We start from the raw sequence: 14,105 nt of genomic DNA on the forward strand, positions 1-14,105 counted from the left end.
TTGCTAAGCTGCGCGTCATCCGTGTTTTCACCGAGCCGACCATGAACGAAGCGCAACGCCAAAGCTATTTGCGGGCCCTGGGACTGACCCCCTGGGTGGCGCTGACGCCCCTGCCCGGCGCGGCGCCCAGCGAAACGCTGGACTGGGACGCGGAAACCGACGGCCAGCCGGCGCCAGTGGCCGACGCGGTGCCCGCCTCCGTGGTGCCCAGGCCGGCCACGGCCCCTTCGGCGCCGCCGGGGGAAGAGCCCTCAGCGGTAGGTGAAGGTAAAAAGCCCTCAGCGGGAGGTGAAGGTAGAGAGCCCTCAGCGGGGGGTAGAGAGCCCTCAGCGCGCGAGGAACAGCCTTCGCGGCCGGTGCAAGAACCGCCGCCCGGGCAGGCGTCACCGCCCCGGGAAGAGGCGCGGGTGGCGGAGACTCAGGGGACGTTCACGGAGGGCGGCGGTCGAGCGGATGTTCTGGTATTCACCCTGGAAGTGCACCTGGCCGGCGACACCTGGGTGGTGTTCCAGCAGGAGGACCCCAGTGCCCCGGAACTGGGGCGTCACGCCGGCACCCTGGCCGGTTCCCTGCTGGCGGTATTCGGCGCCGGCCGGGAGCGGCCGCGCCGTTTCTATTGCCCGCTGGCCGGGCAGCCCACCGGCGCCGGAGAAGCGGCCCAGGCGCTGCGCGCCTTCGTCGCCGGCCTGGCCCGCCGACAGGGCGGCGAGCGGGTGCTGATGTGCCTGGACGACAACCTGGCCGGCGCGCTGTTCGAGCAACCGCGCTATCAACCGTTCCAGCTCGGTGACCTGCCGGCGCTGGTGGTGAGCAGCCTGGAGGAAATGCTCGCCGAGCCGGTGCGCCACAAGCGTGACAGCTGGCGGGCCATGGTGACCGAGGGGTTCGGCGGGCGCGGCTGATGGTGGGAGCGGTGAGCAATGCCCGGGCGGACGGCCCGGCCGGCGCCCGGCTGCGCGCCCTGACCAGCGCCGACCTGGACCGGGTGCAGGCCATCGAGGAGGCCAGCCAGGTCACTCCCTGGAGCCCGGGCAATTTCCGCGACTGCCTGCGTAGCGGTTATCGCTGCCAGGTGGCCACCGTGGACGGCGTGCCGGTGGCCTTCATGATTCTTTCCAGCGTGCTCGACGAATGTCACCTGCTCAACATTGCCGTGGCCCCGGCCTGGCAGCGCCGCGGGCTGGCCCGCTGGATGCTGCGCCGGGCCCTGGCGGCCGCCGAGGCGGAGGACATGTCGGTGATGTTCCTGGAGGTGCGTGCCGGCAACCATGGCGCCCAGCGTCTGTATCGGGAGCTGGGGTTCGAGGAAACGGGGCGCCGCAAGGGCTACTACCGTACCCGGGCGGAGGCCCGGGAGGACGCGGTGCTGATGATGGTGGAGATCGCCGGCTGCCATAAGTAAGGCTGTTCGCGCGTTAGTGGAGAACCCTCCATCGTGGCCGCGTCCCGGTGTGGTCCCCCTTTCCGGGAACGCCGCGAGTACGTCCCTGTAGGCTCCCTTTCGAACGTCCTGTTCTCAAGGGTCCCGGAAAGGGGGACCACACCGGGACGCTCCGAGGTAGCGTCTCGCGCGGCTCCGTAGGTGGGGGTTGGGTAGGAGCGACTTCAGTCGCGATGAAGGTGGTACGGCGGTTGATCGCGACTGAAGCGGAACGCCGGCCGGGCGGCGCTACCGTTCCGGGCGCGGGATGCGCCAGCCTTCGTCGGTGCGGCGCAGGTCCAGGCGGCGTTCCTGGTTGAAGGTGTCGCCTTCCTCGAAATCGCCGAATTCCACCCGGACCGCCGCCAGCGCCATGACCATGGCGAAGCGGTCCATGGCGTCGCGCTCCTCGTCGTTTTTCACCGTCTGACTGTATTCGGACAGGCCCTGGCGGGCTTCCATGGTGTAGCGCACGTCCAGGGTGAGCTGGTCGTCGTTGTCCTGGGGGTAGGCCTCGAGGATCTCCACCTCGGTGACGGTGAACAGCCCGTCCAGGTGGGCCCGTTGCAGTTCCTGCTCCAGGGCGTCACGGATCACGCCGTCGTCGGGTGTGTCGCCGCAGGCGACCAGCAGGGCGGACAGGATCAGCAGAGGGGCGAGAAAAAGCGCGCGCATGGGGCATCCTTGTTATCGATTATTGGATTCCGGTGGCGCGCTACTGTAGCACGGGCGTTCACCGCCCGTCCCCGGTCAGTCCGGGGACATGGCCTGCTGCACCTGGCGGGCCCAGGCGACGCTGTGCCGGTAGGCCACTTCGTAATAGCGGCGGTCGCCGAGCAGGCGCAGGGCGTCGAAGCGGCCCGCCTGGTAGGCTTCCACCTCGGTGAGGATTTCGCCGAGGCCGCCGGCGCGTTGCAGCAGGGCGGCCTTGACGTCCTGGCTCAGGGGCACCTGTTCCATCAGTTCCGGCATGCCGATGTCGAGCAGGGCGTCCAGCTGCGAGAGCAGCCCGACGATGAAGTGGTCCACCGGGTTGGCCCGGTCGCACAGTTCCGAGAGCGCCTCGCACATGCGCCCGCGCACCAGCATGTCCCGGGTCAGGGCCTCGGGTTTTTCCGGGGCGCCCTCCACCAGGAACAGGTTCGCCCAGCGGCGGATTTCGTCCAGCCCGAGCAGGGCGATGGCGTGGGAAATGGAGTTCACCTCCCGGCGCAGGCCCATGGCGGCGGAGTTCACCGTGCGCAGGATGCGCCAGGTGAGCTGGGCGTCCTTGATGGCGATTTCCTCCAGCCGCGCCGGGGAGGCGTCCGGGCTGTGCAGCTCCGAGAGCAGTTGCAGCAAAAGGAGCTTGTTGCCGGCGATTTTCTTGCCTTTCACCGGCTCCGGGGCGCGCAGGAAGTCGCCCTGGTAATAGTCGAAACCCAGCTCCACGCAATGGCGGAAGGCGCCCCGATCGTCGAGCCGGTCGGCGAGCATTTCCACGCCATGGCGGCGCAGCCGCTCGGCGGCGCGGCGCACGCCGTCACGGTCCAGCTGGCGGGTGTTGACCTTGACGATGTGCACCACGTCCAGCAGCACGTCCAGTTCGTCATCGTCCGGGTCGTAATCTGCCAGGGCCAGGCGGTAGCCGCGTCGGGCCAGGCCGCGCAGGCGTTCCACCAGGTCCGAGGTCAGCAGCAGGTCGCCGGGAATTTCCAGGATGTACTGTTTCTTCGGCAGGGCGGTGAGCTGGGGCGCCAGCACCACTTCCTCGGACACCCGCAGGAAGGTGGGCACCGCTTCCACGCGGCCGTTCTGGAACAGCGACGCATAGGTGCCCAGGATCACCGGCGAGGAGTGTTCCAGGTCGGACAGGGAGGCGCCCTGGTCGCCGCCGTTCTGCTCCAGCAGCAGTTGGATGGCGGCCACGTCCTGGCCTCGGTTGTACACCGGCCGGCAGGCCAGCAAGACGTCGATTTTTTCGTCCTCGTCGAGGATATCCCGGGTTTTCGTCACGGATTGGTGTTCCTGTGATGAATGTGGCTTGCCGCGGGGCGGCGCGGTTCAGGCGCGCTGGTCAACGCGCCCGCCGCCGGCCCTTGCCTGGCCGTCGGGGCCGTACAGGCCGCGTCCGGCCCATTCCCGCAGCCCGTTTAGAAGGCGCTGGTTGCTTTCCATGCGCACTCCGATCAGTACGCCGTTGGTGCGATTCAGTTCGGCGGCCCGTTGCGCGGTGGCCTGGAGGGTCGCCCACAGGTCGGCGCAACCGGCCTGGCGGGCGGCCCGGCGGTCGCCTTCCCGGTCATCGCGGTAGCCCAGGCGGCGCTGCACTTCCCGGCGGCGGCGCTCGAAATCGTCCAGCGCCGCCAGGCAGGCCTGCTTGCGTTCCGCCAGGCGGCCCAGTTCGGCGCCGTCCACCTCCCCGGCGGCCAGCAGCGCCCGTTCGCGCTCCAGCAAATCCACCAGTTCGTCGAGGCGCTCACCGTGGCGCTGCAAATGGGCCGCCAGGCTCATTTCAGCGGTCCTCGCCAAGCAGGTCCTGGACGCTCTGGATCAGGCCGTCGGCGATGCGGTCGGCGCGGATTTCCAGGCGGCCTTCGGCGATCGCCTGGCGCACTTCCTCCACCCGGGCCTGGTCGATGTCCTGGCCGTCGCCGGTGGGCGCGCGCAGATGCGCCACTTCACCGGCGCTGGCGGCGTCCGGTCGCTGGCCGTCGGTGCCGACCTTTTCGCCGGCCTTGCCCTGATTCACCGTTCCCGGCGGATACAGGTGGGAAACGTTATCGATTTTCAAGGGAAACCCTCCATCACGCTGTCATCCCGGAGTATCGGCCCCGCCATGGGGAACTTTAGTCCCAATCCGTGATGACGGTCCCATTTTCAATAGCTTACCCGCGCCTCGCCGGGGCCGGTGACCCGCGCCGTGACCACCTCACGGTTGGGCAGGCGCACCCGCACCGGGCCGCCCAGGGCCGCTTCGTCCAGGGCGTGGCCCTCCCGGGTAATGCGGAAGCCGTCACCGCCGGCCACCAGGGTCACGGTCTGGCGCCGCGCCACCAGGGGCGGCTTGCGAATCTGATGGGCGCGGGGCACCTGGCCGGCGGCCAGGGCGCGGCGCGCCTCGCGGCCCAGCAGGGCCTGTTTGTCCAGCACCGCCTGGTCCGGCAGCGCCGCCAGGTCGCCGTGGCGGCGTTCCAGGGCGCCGTCGTCGATCACGGTGCCGGCTTCCAGGCGCCGGGCGGTGACCCAGTAATCGCCGATCACCGACACCCGGGCGCGCCGGTAGCGCACCGTGGCGCCCCCGTCATCGCAATGAACCCCCACCGTGACCCGACCCGCCAGGGGCTGTTCCCGGCCCGGCATGAACGGGCGCGGCGAAGGGCAGGGTGGCATGGCGGCGGTGGCCGGCGCCACGGTGACCGAGACCCGGCCGTCCAGCCCGGCGGCGCGCTCTTCCAGATAGGCCTGGACCCGCGTCGCCACGGCGTCGTCCGCCGGGGCATCGTCCAGCGGGGCGCCCGGGGCGGCGGGCACCAGCAGCAGGCCGGCGAGCAGCGCGGCGAGCCGGCGCGGGCCCCGTTGAAGGCATCGGGCGTTCATGATCCGGGTGCTCCCTTCGCGTTTCCGTATCGCGTTTTCATACCGGCATTCTAAGGAGCCCGTCACCCGGGCGATGAATCGAAATGGGGCCGAAACCGTGTCCTGTTCACGCCTTTGCCGTGACCCCATCCTGGTTAGTCTGCCATCGACCGTATTTTCGTGGAGTTTCGGCATGATCGACCGGCTCGCCGCCGCCCTGAACTACGACCAGGAGGCGCTTGGACTGCGCCACCAGCGTCAACAGGTGCTGGCCAACAACATCGCCAACGCGGATACCCCCCACTACAAGGCCCGCGATTTTGACTTCGGCCGGGAGTTGTCCCGCGCCATGGACAATGGCGCCAGCGGCGGCCTGGCCTTGCGCACCACCGCCGCCGGGCATATTCCCGCCCAGAGCCACGGCCGCGACGTGGGGGATCTGCTCTACCGGGTACCGGCCCAGCCCAGCCTGGACGGCAACACTGTGGACATGGATGTGGAACGGGTGCAATTCGCCGACAACGCGGTGCGCTACCAGGCCGCGCTCACCATGCTCAACGGCCGTATTCAGGGCCTTAAATCCGCCATGCAGTCCGAATAAGGGCGCCAGGAGATTCTCATGTCCATGTTTTCGCTTTTCGATATTTCCGGCTCCGCCATGGCGGCCCAGTCGCAACGCATGAACGTCACCGCCAGCAACCTGGCCAACGCCGACAGCGTGGCCGGCCCGGATGGCGAGGCCTACCGCGCCAAGCAGGTGATGTTCGAGGCGCGCGGGCAGGAAGGCGGCATCGGCGGGGTGTCGGTGCGCGGCGTGGTGGAGGACGACGCCCCCATGCGCCAGGAATACCGCCCCCACCATCCGCTCGCCGATGACCAGGGCTACGTGACCATGCCCAACGTGGAGCCGGTCCACGAGATGGTCAACATGATCTCCGCGTCGCGTTCCTACCAGGCCAACGTGGAAGTGCTGAACACCGGCAAGCAACTGATGATCAAGACCCTGACCCTGGGAGAAAACTGATGCCCTCGACCATTGATTCCGGCGTTATGAACGCGATCAACGGCAGCGCCGGCGCCGCTCGCGCGGCGGCCGCCTCCGGCGGCGGCGCCGATCTGCAGGACAGCTTCATGACCCTGCTGGTGACCCAGCTGCGCAACCAGGACCCCATGAACCCCATGGAAAACGCCGAGATGACCTCGCAGCTGGCGCAGATCAACACCGTCAGCGGCATTCAGGACCTCAACGCCACCCTGGAATCGATCACCGGCCAGATCGACGCCGGCCAGGCGATCCAGGCCTCCGGCCTGATCGGCAAGGGCGTGCTGGTGCCCGGCCAGCGGGTGCTGGTGGGCGAGGACGGCAGCACCACGCCGTTCGGCGTGGAACTGGAGCAATCCGCCGACGAAGTGAACATCACCATCCGCAACGAAAGCGGCGAGGTGGTGCGTCGCTTCGAGAGCTTCGCCATGGACGCCGGGGTGGAATCCTTCACCTGGAACGGCGAGATGGACAACGGTGAAACCGCGCCCAAGGGCGCCTACACCGTGTCGGTGGAGGCCAGCGCCGATGGCGAGAGCCTGGACACCGTGCAACTCAACTATGCCCTGGTGAACGGCGTCAGCCTGGACCAGGAAGGGGCGCCGCGTCTGGATCTGGGCGGCATTTCCGAACAAGTGACTCTGGCGGATATCCGCCAGATTCTCTGACCCGAACAACCTCGAGGAGCAATCAGATGGGTTTTTCACAGGCACTCAGTGGTCTTAATTCCGCCGCCATCAACCTGGACGTGGTGGGCAACAACATCGCCAACTCCCAGACCGTGGGTTTCAAGGGTGCCAGCACCCAGTTCGCCGACGTCTACACCGGCGCCATGGCCGGCCAGGGCGTGCGCGTGGCCGCGGTGTTGCAGGACTTCTCCAACGGCACCCTGGAATCCACCGGCCGCAACCTGGACCTGGCCATTAACGGCGGCGGGTTCTTCCGCTTTCAGCAAGGCGAGGAGATCGTCTATTCCCGCAACGGCCAGCTCAGCCTGACGAGCGACGGCTATCTGGAAAACGCCCAGGGCGCGCGCCTCACCGGCTTCCCCGCCGGCGTCGGCACCGGCGGCCAGCCGGAAACCCTGCAGGTGCCGGCCGGCGCCATGGCCGCCGTGGCCACCACCGCGGTGCAGGGCTCCTTCCAGATGGACGCCACCGCCGACACCATCGACCGTGGCACCACGCCCTTCGACGCCACCGACGGCGACACCTACTCCTACGCCAACACCGGCACCGCCTACGATTCCCTGGGCGTGCAGCACACCATGACCACCTACTTCACCAAGACCGCCGACAACACCTGGGAAGTGCGCGTGGCCCTGGACGGCAGCGCCGACGCCACCAACGTCGGTGAGCTGGTGTTCGACGGCAACGGCGTGCTCGACGAAACGGCCAGTACCTTGCCGACCTATGCCTTCACCCCGGGTGGCGGCGCCGACCCGATGAACTTCGACATCGACTTCGACGGCACCACCCAGTTCGGCAATGGCTTCGCCATGGACACCCTGACCCAGAACGGCTCCGCCGCCGGCTCCCTGGTGGGCATCACCTTCGATGAAACCGGCAACATCATCGGCAACTATTCCAACGAGAAATCCCAGGCGCTGGGCACCATCGCCCTGGCCAACTTCCGCAACCCGGAAGGTCTGGAGATGGCCGGCGACAACGCCTGGGTGGAAACCGGCACCTCCGGTCAGCCGTTGCTGGGCCTGGCCGGGGAAGGTCAGTTCGGTGGCCTGGAATCCGGCACCATCGAGAAATCCAACGTGGACCTGACCTCGGAACTGGTGGACCTGATCGTCGCCCAGCGCAACTACCAGGCCAACACCCAGACCATCAAGGTGCAGGACGAGGTGCTGCAAAGCGCCGTGAACCTGCGCTGATAGGGAGCCGCCACGATGGATCGCATCCTCTACACCGCCATGAGCGGCGCCAAGCAGACCATGGACCGCCAGGCGGTGGTCAGCAACAACCTGGCCAACGTCTCCACCGCCGGCTTCCGGGGCCAGTTGCACGCCCTGCGCGCGGTGCCGGTGCAGGGTGACGCGGCGCTGCCCACCCGCGCCTCGGTGGTCGCCGCCACCCCGGGGTCGGACTTCTCCGCCGGCCCCATGAACGCCACCGGCCGCGACCTGGACGTGGCCCTGCAGGGCAATGCCTGGCTGGCGGTGCAGAGCGAGGACGGCGGCGAGGCCTACACCCGGCGCGGCGATCTGCAGGTGGACGGCGACGGCGTGCTCAACAGCGCCGGCCGCCCGGTGATTGGCGAGGGCGGCCCGATCGTGGTGCCCCTGGGCGCCCAGGTGTCCATGGGCGCCGACGGCACCCTGAGCGCCATTGGCCCCGGCCAGGATCCGGACGCCCTGGTGCGCGTTGGCCGGGTGAAGATGGTGGACGGCACCGACGCCGGCCTGACCCGGGGGCAGGACGGCCTGTTCCGTCCCGCCGACGGCGGCCAGCTGGCCCTGGATGAGGAAGCGCGAATGATCTCCGGCGCCCTGGAGGGCAGCAACGTGAGCGCCATCGACAGCATGGTGGCGATGATCGACAACGGTCGCCGCTACGAAATGCAGATGAAGGTGATCCAAAGCGCCGATGAAAACGACCAGCGGGCCAACAGCCTGCTGTCGATCAACTGAGGAAATCTCATGATCAAATCACTCTGGACCGCGAAAACCGGCCTTGAATCCCAGCAGGTGAAGATGGACGTGATCGCCAACAACCTGGCGAACGTCAGCACCAATGGCTTCAAGAAATCCCGCGCCGTGTTCGAGGACCTGCTGTACCAGAACCTGCGGCAACCCGGCGGCGCCAACGACGTACAGAACTCGCTGCCCTCGGGCATGCAGGTGGGCTCCGGCGTGCGCCCGGTGGCCACCGAGCGTCTGCACAGCCAGGGCGGGCTGGAGAACACCGGCAACTCCCGGGATCTGGCCATCAACGGCAAGGGCTTCTTCCAGGTGCGCATGCCCGACGGCAACGTGGCCTTCACCCGGGACGGCAGCTTCCAGCTCGACCAGAACGGCCAGATGGTCACCTCCAGCGGCTACCCCCTGGAACCGGCGGTGATGATTCCGGAGAACGCCCTGGAAATCACCGTCGGCAAGGACGGCCTGGTGTCGGTCACCGAACCGGGCTCCAGCGAAAGCGTGGAGGTGGGCCAGCTCACCGTGTCCACCTTCGTCAATCCGGCCGGCCTGGAAAGCATCGGCGAGAACCTCTACCTGGAGACCACCAGCTCCGGCCTGCGCACCGAAAGCATGCCCGGCATGAACGGCGCCGGCAGCCTGTACCACAAGTACGTGGAGACCTCCAACGTCAACGTGGTGGAGGAAATGGTCAACATGATCCAGACCCAGCGCGCCTACGAAATCAACAGCAAGGCGGTGCAAACCTCCGACGAAATGCTGTCGCGGCTGACGCAGCTGTAACGGACCCCGGGAGAGCCTGATGAACGTCGTGCCGCGCCGTGCCGTGACCGCCCTGGTTGCCGCCGTCCTGTCCCTGGCCGGCTGCGCCCAGCTGCCGCAACCCTCGGTGGTGGGCGAGCAGGAGAAGGTGGCGATTGCGCAACCGCCGCCGCCGGAACCCAATGGCTCGCTGTTCCAGGCCCGGCGCGGCTACCGGCCGCTGTTCGAGGACCGGCGCCCGGTGATGGTGGGCGATGTGCTCACCGTGCTGGTCGACGAACAGGTCAGCGCCTCGAAAAGCTCGCAGAGCAATGCCGACCGCAACGGCTCCGCCACGCTCACCCCCACGGCGGTGCCCAAGGGGCTGGAGGATCTCAGTGACTACGGCTTCGACCTGGCCGGGGAGAACACCTTCCAGGGCGGCGGCGGTTCCCAGGCGCGCAACACCTTCACCGGCACCATCACGGTGACGGTGCTGGAGATCCTCGGCAACGGCAACCTGCGGGTGCGCGGCGAGAAGCAGATCCTGATCAACCAGGGCACCGAATTCATCCGCTTCTCCGGCGTGGTGGACCCCCGGGAGATCAGCGTCGGCAACCGGGTCACCTCCACCCAGGTGGCGGACGCGCGCATCGAGTACGTGGGCGACGGCTACATCAACGAAGCGCAGCACATGGGCTGGCTGCAGCGCTTCTTCCTGAACATTTCCCCCTTCTGACGGCGAGGCGCAGGGACCATGGCATCTTTCCCGGAATTCGTGCGGCGCGCCGCCCTCCTGCTGGCGCTGGCGGCCCTGTCGGTGGCGGCGCCGCTGCGCGCCGAGCCGCTCCGCGAGCTGGCGGATTTCGCCGGCGTGCGCGACAACGTGCTGGTGGGCTACGGCCTGGTGGTGGGGCTCGACGGCAGCGGTGACCAGACCATGCAGACGCCGTTCACCACCCAGAGCCTGCGCAACATGTTCAGCCAGCTCGGCATCACCATTCCCGAGGGCACCAACATGCAGCTGCGCAACGTGGCCGGGGTGATGGTGACCGCCAACCTGCCGCCTTTCGCCGCCCCGGGCCAGCGCCTGGATGTGGTGGTGTCGTCCATCGGCAACGCCCGCAGCCTGCGCGGCGGCACCCTGCTGATGACCCCGCTCAAGGGCGCCGACGGCGCCACCTACGCCCTGGCCCAGGGCAACCTGCTGGTGGGCGGCGCCGGCGCGGAGGCCGGCGGCAGCAGCGTGCAGATCAACCAGCAGGCCAGCGGCCGCATCGCCAACGGCGCCCTGGTGGAGCGGGAAGTGCCCCTGGCCCTGGGCGAAGCCAACGGCGTGCTGGAACTGCAGCTCAAGGAGGCCGACTTCGGCACCGCCGAGCGGGCGGTGCGCGCCATCAACAGCGAATTCGGCCGGCCCGTGGCCAGCGCCGCCAACGGCCGCACCATCCGCCTGCAAGGGCCCACCACCGCCAATGACCGGGTCAGCTTCATGGCGCGGGTGGAGCGGGTCTACGTGACGCCCACGGAAGCACCGGCCAAGGTGGTGATCAACGCCCGCACCGGGTCCGTGGTGCTCAACGGTCGCGTCACCCTGAAACCGGCGGCGGTGGCCCACGGCAACCTGTCCGTGGTGATCGACACCAGCTTCGGTGTCAGCCAGCCGGCCCCGTTCGGTGACGGCGACACCGCCGTGGTGCCGGACAGCGACATCTCCATCAGCCAGCAGCGCGGCGTTCTGCGCGTGGTGGAAGGCGCCGACCTGATGCAGGTGGTGGACGCCCTCAATGCCCTGGGCGCCACCCCCCAGGACCTGATGTCCATTCTCGAAGCGCTCAAGGCCGCCGGCGCCCTGCGCGCGGAACTGGAGATTCTGTGATGAACGGCGACGTCACGCGGGGCGACTTCGCCCTCGATGTACAGGGCCTGGACCGGCTCAAGCGCGGCGCCGCCCGGGACCCCGGCGGCGCCCTGCGGGAAACCGCCGAGCAGTTCGAATCGTTGTTTCTGCACCGCATGATCAAGGCCATGCGCGACGCCGTGCCCCGCGCCGACCTGCTCGACAGCAGCCAGACCCGCTTCTATGAATCCCTGTTCGACCAGCAGCTCTCCCAGCATCTGGCCGGGCGCGGCGTGGGTCTGGCGGACCAGCTGGTGGCCCAGCTTTCCGATCGCGCCGGCATTCCCAGGGGCACGCCCCGGGCGCTGCCCGGCGTGTCGCGGGCCGAGAACGGCGCGGCCACGGCGCCGGCCACCGACGGGGCAGCGACCGGGCGCGACACCGGCGCCAGCGACCGCGCCGATCGCTCCACGCGCGCCGAAGCACCCCGGCCGCCGCTGCTGGCGGCGGCCAACCCGCCGGCCACCCCGAAAGCCTTCGTCGACCAGCTGGCCGGCCCGGCCCGGGACGCCGAGCGCCGCACCGGCGTCCCGGCGCCGCTGATCCTGGCCCAGGCGGCCCTGGAAACCGGCTGGGGCCGCCACCGCATCACCACCGAGGACGGCGCCGACAGCCATAACCTGTTCGCCATCAAGGCCGGCGCCGGCTGGCAAGGCAAGACCACCGACGTTACCACACACGAATACATCGACGGCCAGAGGGTCAAGCGCGTGGAACGCTTCCGGGTCTACGATTCCTATCAGGAGGCGTTCGCCGACCATGGTCGTCTGCTTACCGGCAACGGCCGCTACGCCGGCGTGCTGCGTGCCGGCAGCGCCGACCAGGCCGCCCGCGCCCTGCAGGACGGCGGCTACGCCACCGACCCGGCCTACGCGGACAAGCTGGTGGCGGTGATGGACCGCATCGGGGGCATCACCACGCAGCGGCTGGCCAGCATGCCGCCCGGTCGCTCCCGCCATGATCGATTGGCACCGTAGGAGCGACTTTAGTCGCGATCATCGCCGTGCCAGCTTCATCGCGACTGAAGCGCAACGCCGCCACCGCTACGGAGCCGCCCGTGACGCTACCTCGAAGCGTCCCGGCTGGAGAGCACGCACTAAAAGCCCGATGAACCTAAAGAAAACCCGCCCGCCGCCGATAACGGGCATAACGGTTAAAGGAAGGCGACCATGAGTCTTTTCTCCATCGGTCTGAGCGGCCTGAACGCCGCCCAGAACGCGCTCAACACCACCAGCAACAACATCAGCAACGTCTACACGCCCGGCTACAACCGGGAGCTGACCCTGCTCGGCGAGCGCAACGTGAGCGGCGGCGTCCAGGTTAACGACATCCAGCGCCAGTACGACCAGTACGTGGCCGGCCAGCTCAACGCCGCCAACAGCAAGGCCAGCGCCCTGGCCAGCTACCACACCCAGATCAGCCAGATCGACAACCTGCTGGCGGACCGGGAAGCGGGCCTGGCGCCGCTGATGCAGAACTTCTTCTCCTCCCTGGAGGATCTGGCCTCCACGCCCTCGGACCCGGCCGCCCGCCAGGGCGTGATGGGCTCCGCCGATACCCTGGCGGCCCAGTTCCGCGCCTTCGATGGCTATTTGCAGGACATGCAGGACGGTCTGGACGGCAAGCTCCGCGACGAGGTTACCCAGATCAACAACGGCGCCGAGCAGATCGCCAACCTGAACCGGGAAATCGCCCTGGCCAAGGCCAAGAACGGCGAAGCCCCGAACAGCATGCTCAACCAGCGCGACAAGCTGGTGGCGGACCTCAACGAACGGCTCGACGTCACCCTGACGATCCAGGAAAGCGGCACCTACAACCTGTCCATCGGCAATGGCCAGCCCATCGTCGCCGGCTCGCGCAGCTTCTCGCTGACCACCCAGCCCTCCGCCGAGGACCCCACCCGCACGGTGATCGGTTACAACGATTCCGCCGGCAACCAGGTGGAGCTGGATCAGGATTCCCTGAGCGGCGGTGCCCTGGGCGGCATGCTCACCTTCCGCAACGAGAGCCTGGACAAAACCCAGAACCAGCTGGGCCGCCTGGCGGTGTCCCTGGCCACCGCCCTGAACGACCAGCACCAGGCCGGCACCGACCTGAACGGCGATCCCGGCCAGGCCCTGTTCGACGTGGGCCAGCCCCGTGCCTTCGTGAATGACCGCAACACCGGTGGCGCCAGCATCAGCGCCGCCTACGGCGACGTGGACCAGCTCACCGCCAGCGACTACGACCTGGTGGTGACCGACGCCGGCGCCGGGGAATTCAAGGTCACCCGCCGCGACACCGGCGAGAGCTTCACCGCCACCCTGGACGCCAGCGGCGAGATGGCCATCGGCGGTACCGTGGTCAGCATCGGCAACGCCGGCACCCTGGTGGACGGCGACCGCTTTCAGCTGCAGCCCACCCGCCAGGCCGCCGGCGGCCTGCAAAACCGCATCCATGAAGCCGGCCTGATCGCCGCCGGCCAGGGTGGTGGCAGCGGCGACAACGAAAACGCCCTGGCCATGCAGGACCTCCAGGACGCCCTGCTGGTGGGCGGCAGCGCCACCCTTAACGGCGCCTACGCCTCCATGGTGGGCGAGGTGGGCAACCGCACCAACATCGTCCAGGTGAACCTGGAAGCCCAGCAGGGCCTCAGCGAACAACTCAGAGCGGTGCAGCAGTCCGAGTCCGGGGTCAACCTGGATGAGGAAGCCGCCAACCTGATCCGTTACCAGCAGTTTTATCAGGCCAACGCCAAGGTGATTCAGACCGGCTCCACCATCATGGACGCCATTCTGGGTCTGCGCTAAGCGCC

17 protein-coding genes are annotated in these 14,105 nt (G+C 68.5%); 12 read left to right on the forward strand and 5 right to left on the reverse strand.

Translation table 11 applies throughout. The features are described from left to right. Window positions 1–41: 41 nt before the first annotated feature. Both HMJ39_RS03550 and rimI read left to right on the forward strand, forming a co-directional pair. A complete protein-coding gene (locus HMJ39_RS03550) occupies window positions 42–902 on the forward strand; it encodes a hypothetical protein (RefSeq protein ID WP_194296294.1) in 861 nt (286 codons plus the stop codon). After that, the gene (gene rimI, locus HMJ39_RS03555; RefSeq protein WP_161386077.1) at window positions 902–1,402 is read left to right on the forward strand and encodes a ribosomal protein S18-alanine N-acetyltransferase; all 501 of its coding nucleotides are present in this window, start codon (window positions 902–904) and stop codon (window positions 1,400–1,402) included. The genes HMJ39_RS03550 and rimI overlap by 1 nt, the downstream gene beginning before the upstream one ends. A 267-nt stretch (window positions 1,403–1,669) precedes the next feature. Here the strand turns inward: rimI and HMJ39_RS03560 are convergent, their stop codons facing one another. The 5 genes from HMJ39_RS03560 to flgA all read right to left on the reverse strand — a co-directional run bounded on the left by HMJ39_RS03560 (window position 1,670) and on the right by flgA (window position 4,999). Continuing rightward, window positions 1,670–2,095, reverse strand: coding sequence for a hypothetical protein (locus HMJ39_RS03560; protein ID WP_194296295.1), 426 nt, complete (start codon window positions 2,093–2,095; stop codon window positions 1,670–1,672). Between the two features lie 75 nt (window positions 2,096–2,170). Further along, window positions 2,171–3,415, reverse strand: a complete 1,245-nt coding sequence (locus HMJ39_RS03565; RefSeq protein ID WP_194296296.1) for an EAL and HDOD domain-containing protein — start codon at window positions 3,413–3,415, stop codon at window positions 2,171–2,173. Between the two features lie 48 nt (window positions 3,416–3,463). Beyond that, a complete protein-coding gene (locus HMJ39_RS03570; protein ID WP_194296297.1) occupies window positions 3,464–3,913 on the reverse strand; it encodes a flagella synthesis protein FlgN in 450 nt (149 codons plus the stop codon). 1 nt (window position 3,914) lies between these two features. Further along, complete coding sequence (gene flgM / locus HMJ39_RS03575; RefSeq protein WP_161386073.1) at window positions 3,915–4,193, reverse strand: flagellar biosynthesis anti-sigma factor FlgM; 279 nt, start codon at window positions 4,191–4,193, stop codon at window positions 3,915–3,917. 86 nt (window positions 4,194–4,279) lie between these two features. Beyond that, window positions 4,280–4,999 carry a flagellar basal body P-ring formation chaperone FlgA gene (gene flgA, locus HMJ39_RS03580; protein WP_194296298.1) on the reverse strand — a complete coding sequence of 240 codons (720 nt, stop codon included), beginning with the start codon at window positions 4,997–4,999 and terminating at the stop codon, window positions 4,280–4,282. Window positions 5,000–5,171: 172 nt separating this feature from the next. Here flgA and flgB point away from each other — a divergent pair, with 172 nt between their 5' ends. From flgB to flgK, 10 genes are all read left to right on the forward strand, one after another. Next, window positions 5,172–5,579 (forward strand): flagellar basal body rod protein FlgB, encoded by a 408-nt coding sequence (flgB, locus tag HMJ39_RS03585; RefSeq protein WP_194296299.1) that lies wholly within the window; start codon window positions 5,172–5,174, stop codon window positions 5,577–5,579. Window positions 5,580–5,597: 18 nt separating this feature from the next. Then, complete coding sequence (gene flgC / locus HMJ39_RS03590) at window positions 5,598–6,002, forward strand: flagellar basal body rod protein FlgC (protein WP_161386070.1); 405 nt, start codon at window positions 5,598–5,600, stop codon at window positions 6,000–6,002. After that, complete coding sequence (gene flgD / locus HMJ39_RS03595; protein ID WP_194296300.1) at window positions 6,002–6,688, forward strand: flagellar hook assembly protein FlgD; 687 nt, start codon at window positions 6,002–6,004, stop codon at window positions 6,686–6,688. Before flgC ends, flgD begins: the two co-directional genes overlap by 1 nt. A 26-nt stretch (window positions 6,689–6,714) precedes the next feature. After that, window positions 6,715–7,905, forward strand: coding sequence for a flagellar hook protein FlgE (gene flgE, locus HMJ39_RS03600; protein ID WP_194296301.1), 1,191 nt, complete (start codon window positions 6,715–6,717; stop codon window positions 7,903–7,905). Window positions 7,906–7,920: 15 nt separating this feature from the next. Beyond that, window positions 7,921–8,661, forward strand: coding sequence for a flagellar basal body rod protein FlgF (locus tag HMJ39_RS03605; protein ID WP_194296302.1), 741 nt, complete (start codon window positions 7,921–7,923; stop codon window positions 8,659–8,661). Between the two features lie 9 nt (window positions 8,662–8,670). Beyond that, complete coding sequence (gene flgG, locus HMJ39_RS03610) at window positions 8,671–9,453, forward strand: flagellar basal-body rod protein FlgG (RefSeq protein ID WP_194296303.1); 783 nt, start codon at window positions 8,671–8,673, stop codon at window positions 9,451–9,453. Window positions 9,454–9,472: 19 nt separating this feature from the next. Further along, window positions 9,473–10,150 carry a flagellar basal body L-ring protein FlgH gene (locus HMJ39_RS03615; RefSeq protein WP_194296304.1) on the forward strand — a complete coding sequence of 226 codons (678 nt, stop codon included), beginning with the start codon at window positions 9,473–9,475 and terminating at the stop codon, window positions 10,148–10,150. Window positions 10,151–10,168: 18 nt separating this feature from the next. Then, a complete protein-coding gene (locus tag HMJ39_RS03620) occupies window positions 10,169–11,290 on the forward strand; it encodes a flagellar basal body P-ring protein FlgI (RefSeq protein WP_194296305.1) in 1,122 nt (373 codons plus the stop codon). Next, the gene (flgJ, locus tag HMJ39_RS03625) at window positions 11,290–12,288 is read left to right on the forward strand and encodes a flagellar assembly peptidoglycan hydrolase FlgJ (protein ID WP_194296306.1); all 999 of its coding nucleotides are present in this window, start codon (window positions 11,290–11,292) and stop codon (window positions 12,286–12,288) included. The genes HMJ39_RS03620 and flgJ overlap by 1 nt, the downstream gene beginning before the upstream one ends. Window positions 12,289–12,480: 192 nt before the next feature. Then, on the forward strand, window positions 12,481–14,100 hold the full coding sequence (gene flgK / locus HMJ39_RS03630) for a flagellar hook-associated protein FlgK (RefSeq protein WP_194296307.1): 1,620 nt from the start codon (window positions 12,481–12,483) through the stop codon (window positions 14,098–14,100). Window positions 14,101–14,105 lie beyond the last annotated feature (5 nt).

It is taken from the genome of Alloalcanivorax profundimaris, from assembly GCF_015265435.1.
GTDB lineage: Bacteria > Pseudomonadota > Gammaproteobacteria > Pseudomonadales > Alcanivoracaceae > Alloalcanivorax > Alloalcanivorax profundimaris.

Bases quoted from the DNA above. Each gene is read 5' to 3' on its own strand.
- HMJ39_RS03550 (WP_194296294.1), top strand. From the start codon at position 42: ATGAACGAAGCGCAACGCCAAAGCTATTTGCGGGCCCTGGGACTGACC.
- rimI (WP_161386077.1), top strand. From the start codon at position 902: ATGGTGGGAGCGGTGAGCAATGCCCGGGCGGACGGCCCGGCCGGCGCC.
- HMJ39_RS03560 (WP_194296295.1), bottom strand. From the start codon at position 2,095: ATGCGCGCGCTTTTTCTCGCCCCTCTGCTGATCCTGTCCGCCCTGCTG.
- HMJ39_RS03570 (WP_194296297.1), bottom strand. From the start codon at position 3,913: ATGAGCCTGGCGGCCCATTTGCAGCGCCACGGTGAGCGCCTCGACGAA.
- flgA (WP_194296298.1), bottom strand. From the start codon at position 4,999: ATGAACGCCCGATGCCTTCAACGGGGCCCGCGCCGGCTCGCCGCGCTG.
- flgB (WP_194296299.1), top strand. From the start codon at position 5,172: ATGATCGACCGGCTCGCCGCCGCCCTGAACTACGACCAGGAGGCGCTT.
- flgC (WP_161386070.1), top strand. From the start codon at position 5,598: ATGTCCATGTTTTCGCTTTTCGATATTTCCGGCTCCGCCATGGCGGCC.
- flgD (WP_194296300.1), top strand. From the start codon at position 6,002: ATGCCCTCGACCATTGATTCCGGCGTTATGAACGCGATCAACGGCAGC.
- flgE (WP_194296301.1), top strand. From the start codon at position 6,715: ATGGGTTTTTCACAGGCACTCAGTGGTCTTAATTCCGCCGCCATCAAC.
- HMJ39_RS03605 (WP_194296302.1), top strand. From the start codon at position 7,921: ATGGATCGCATCCTCTACACCGCCATGAGCGGCGCCAAGCAGACCATG.
- flgG (WP_194296303.1), top strand. From the start codon at position 8,671: ATGATCAAATCACTCTGGACCGCGAAAACCGGCCTTGAATCCCAGCAG.
- HMJ39_RS03615 (WP_194296304.1), top strand. From the start codon at position 9,473: ATGAACGTCGTGCCGCGCCGTGCCGTGACCGCCCTGGTTGCCGCCGTC.
- HMJ39_RS03620 (WP_194296305.1), top strand. From the start codon at position 10,169: ATGGCATCTTTCCCGGAATTCGTGCGGCGCGCCGCCCTCCTGCTGGCG.
- flgJ (WP_194296306.1), top strand. From the start codon at position 11,290: ATGAACGGCGACGTCACGCGGGGCGACTTCGCCCTCGATGTACAGGGC.
- flgK (WP_194296307.1), top strand. From the start codon at position 12,481: ATGAGTCTTTTCTCCATCGGTCTGAGCGGCCTGAACGCCGCCCAGAAC.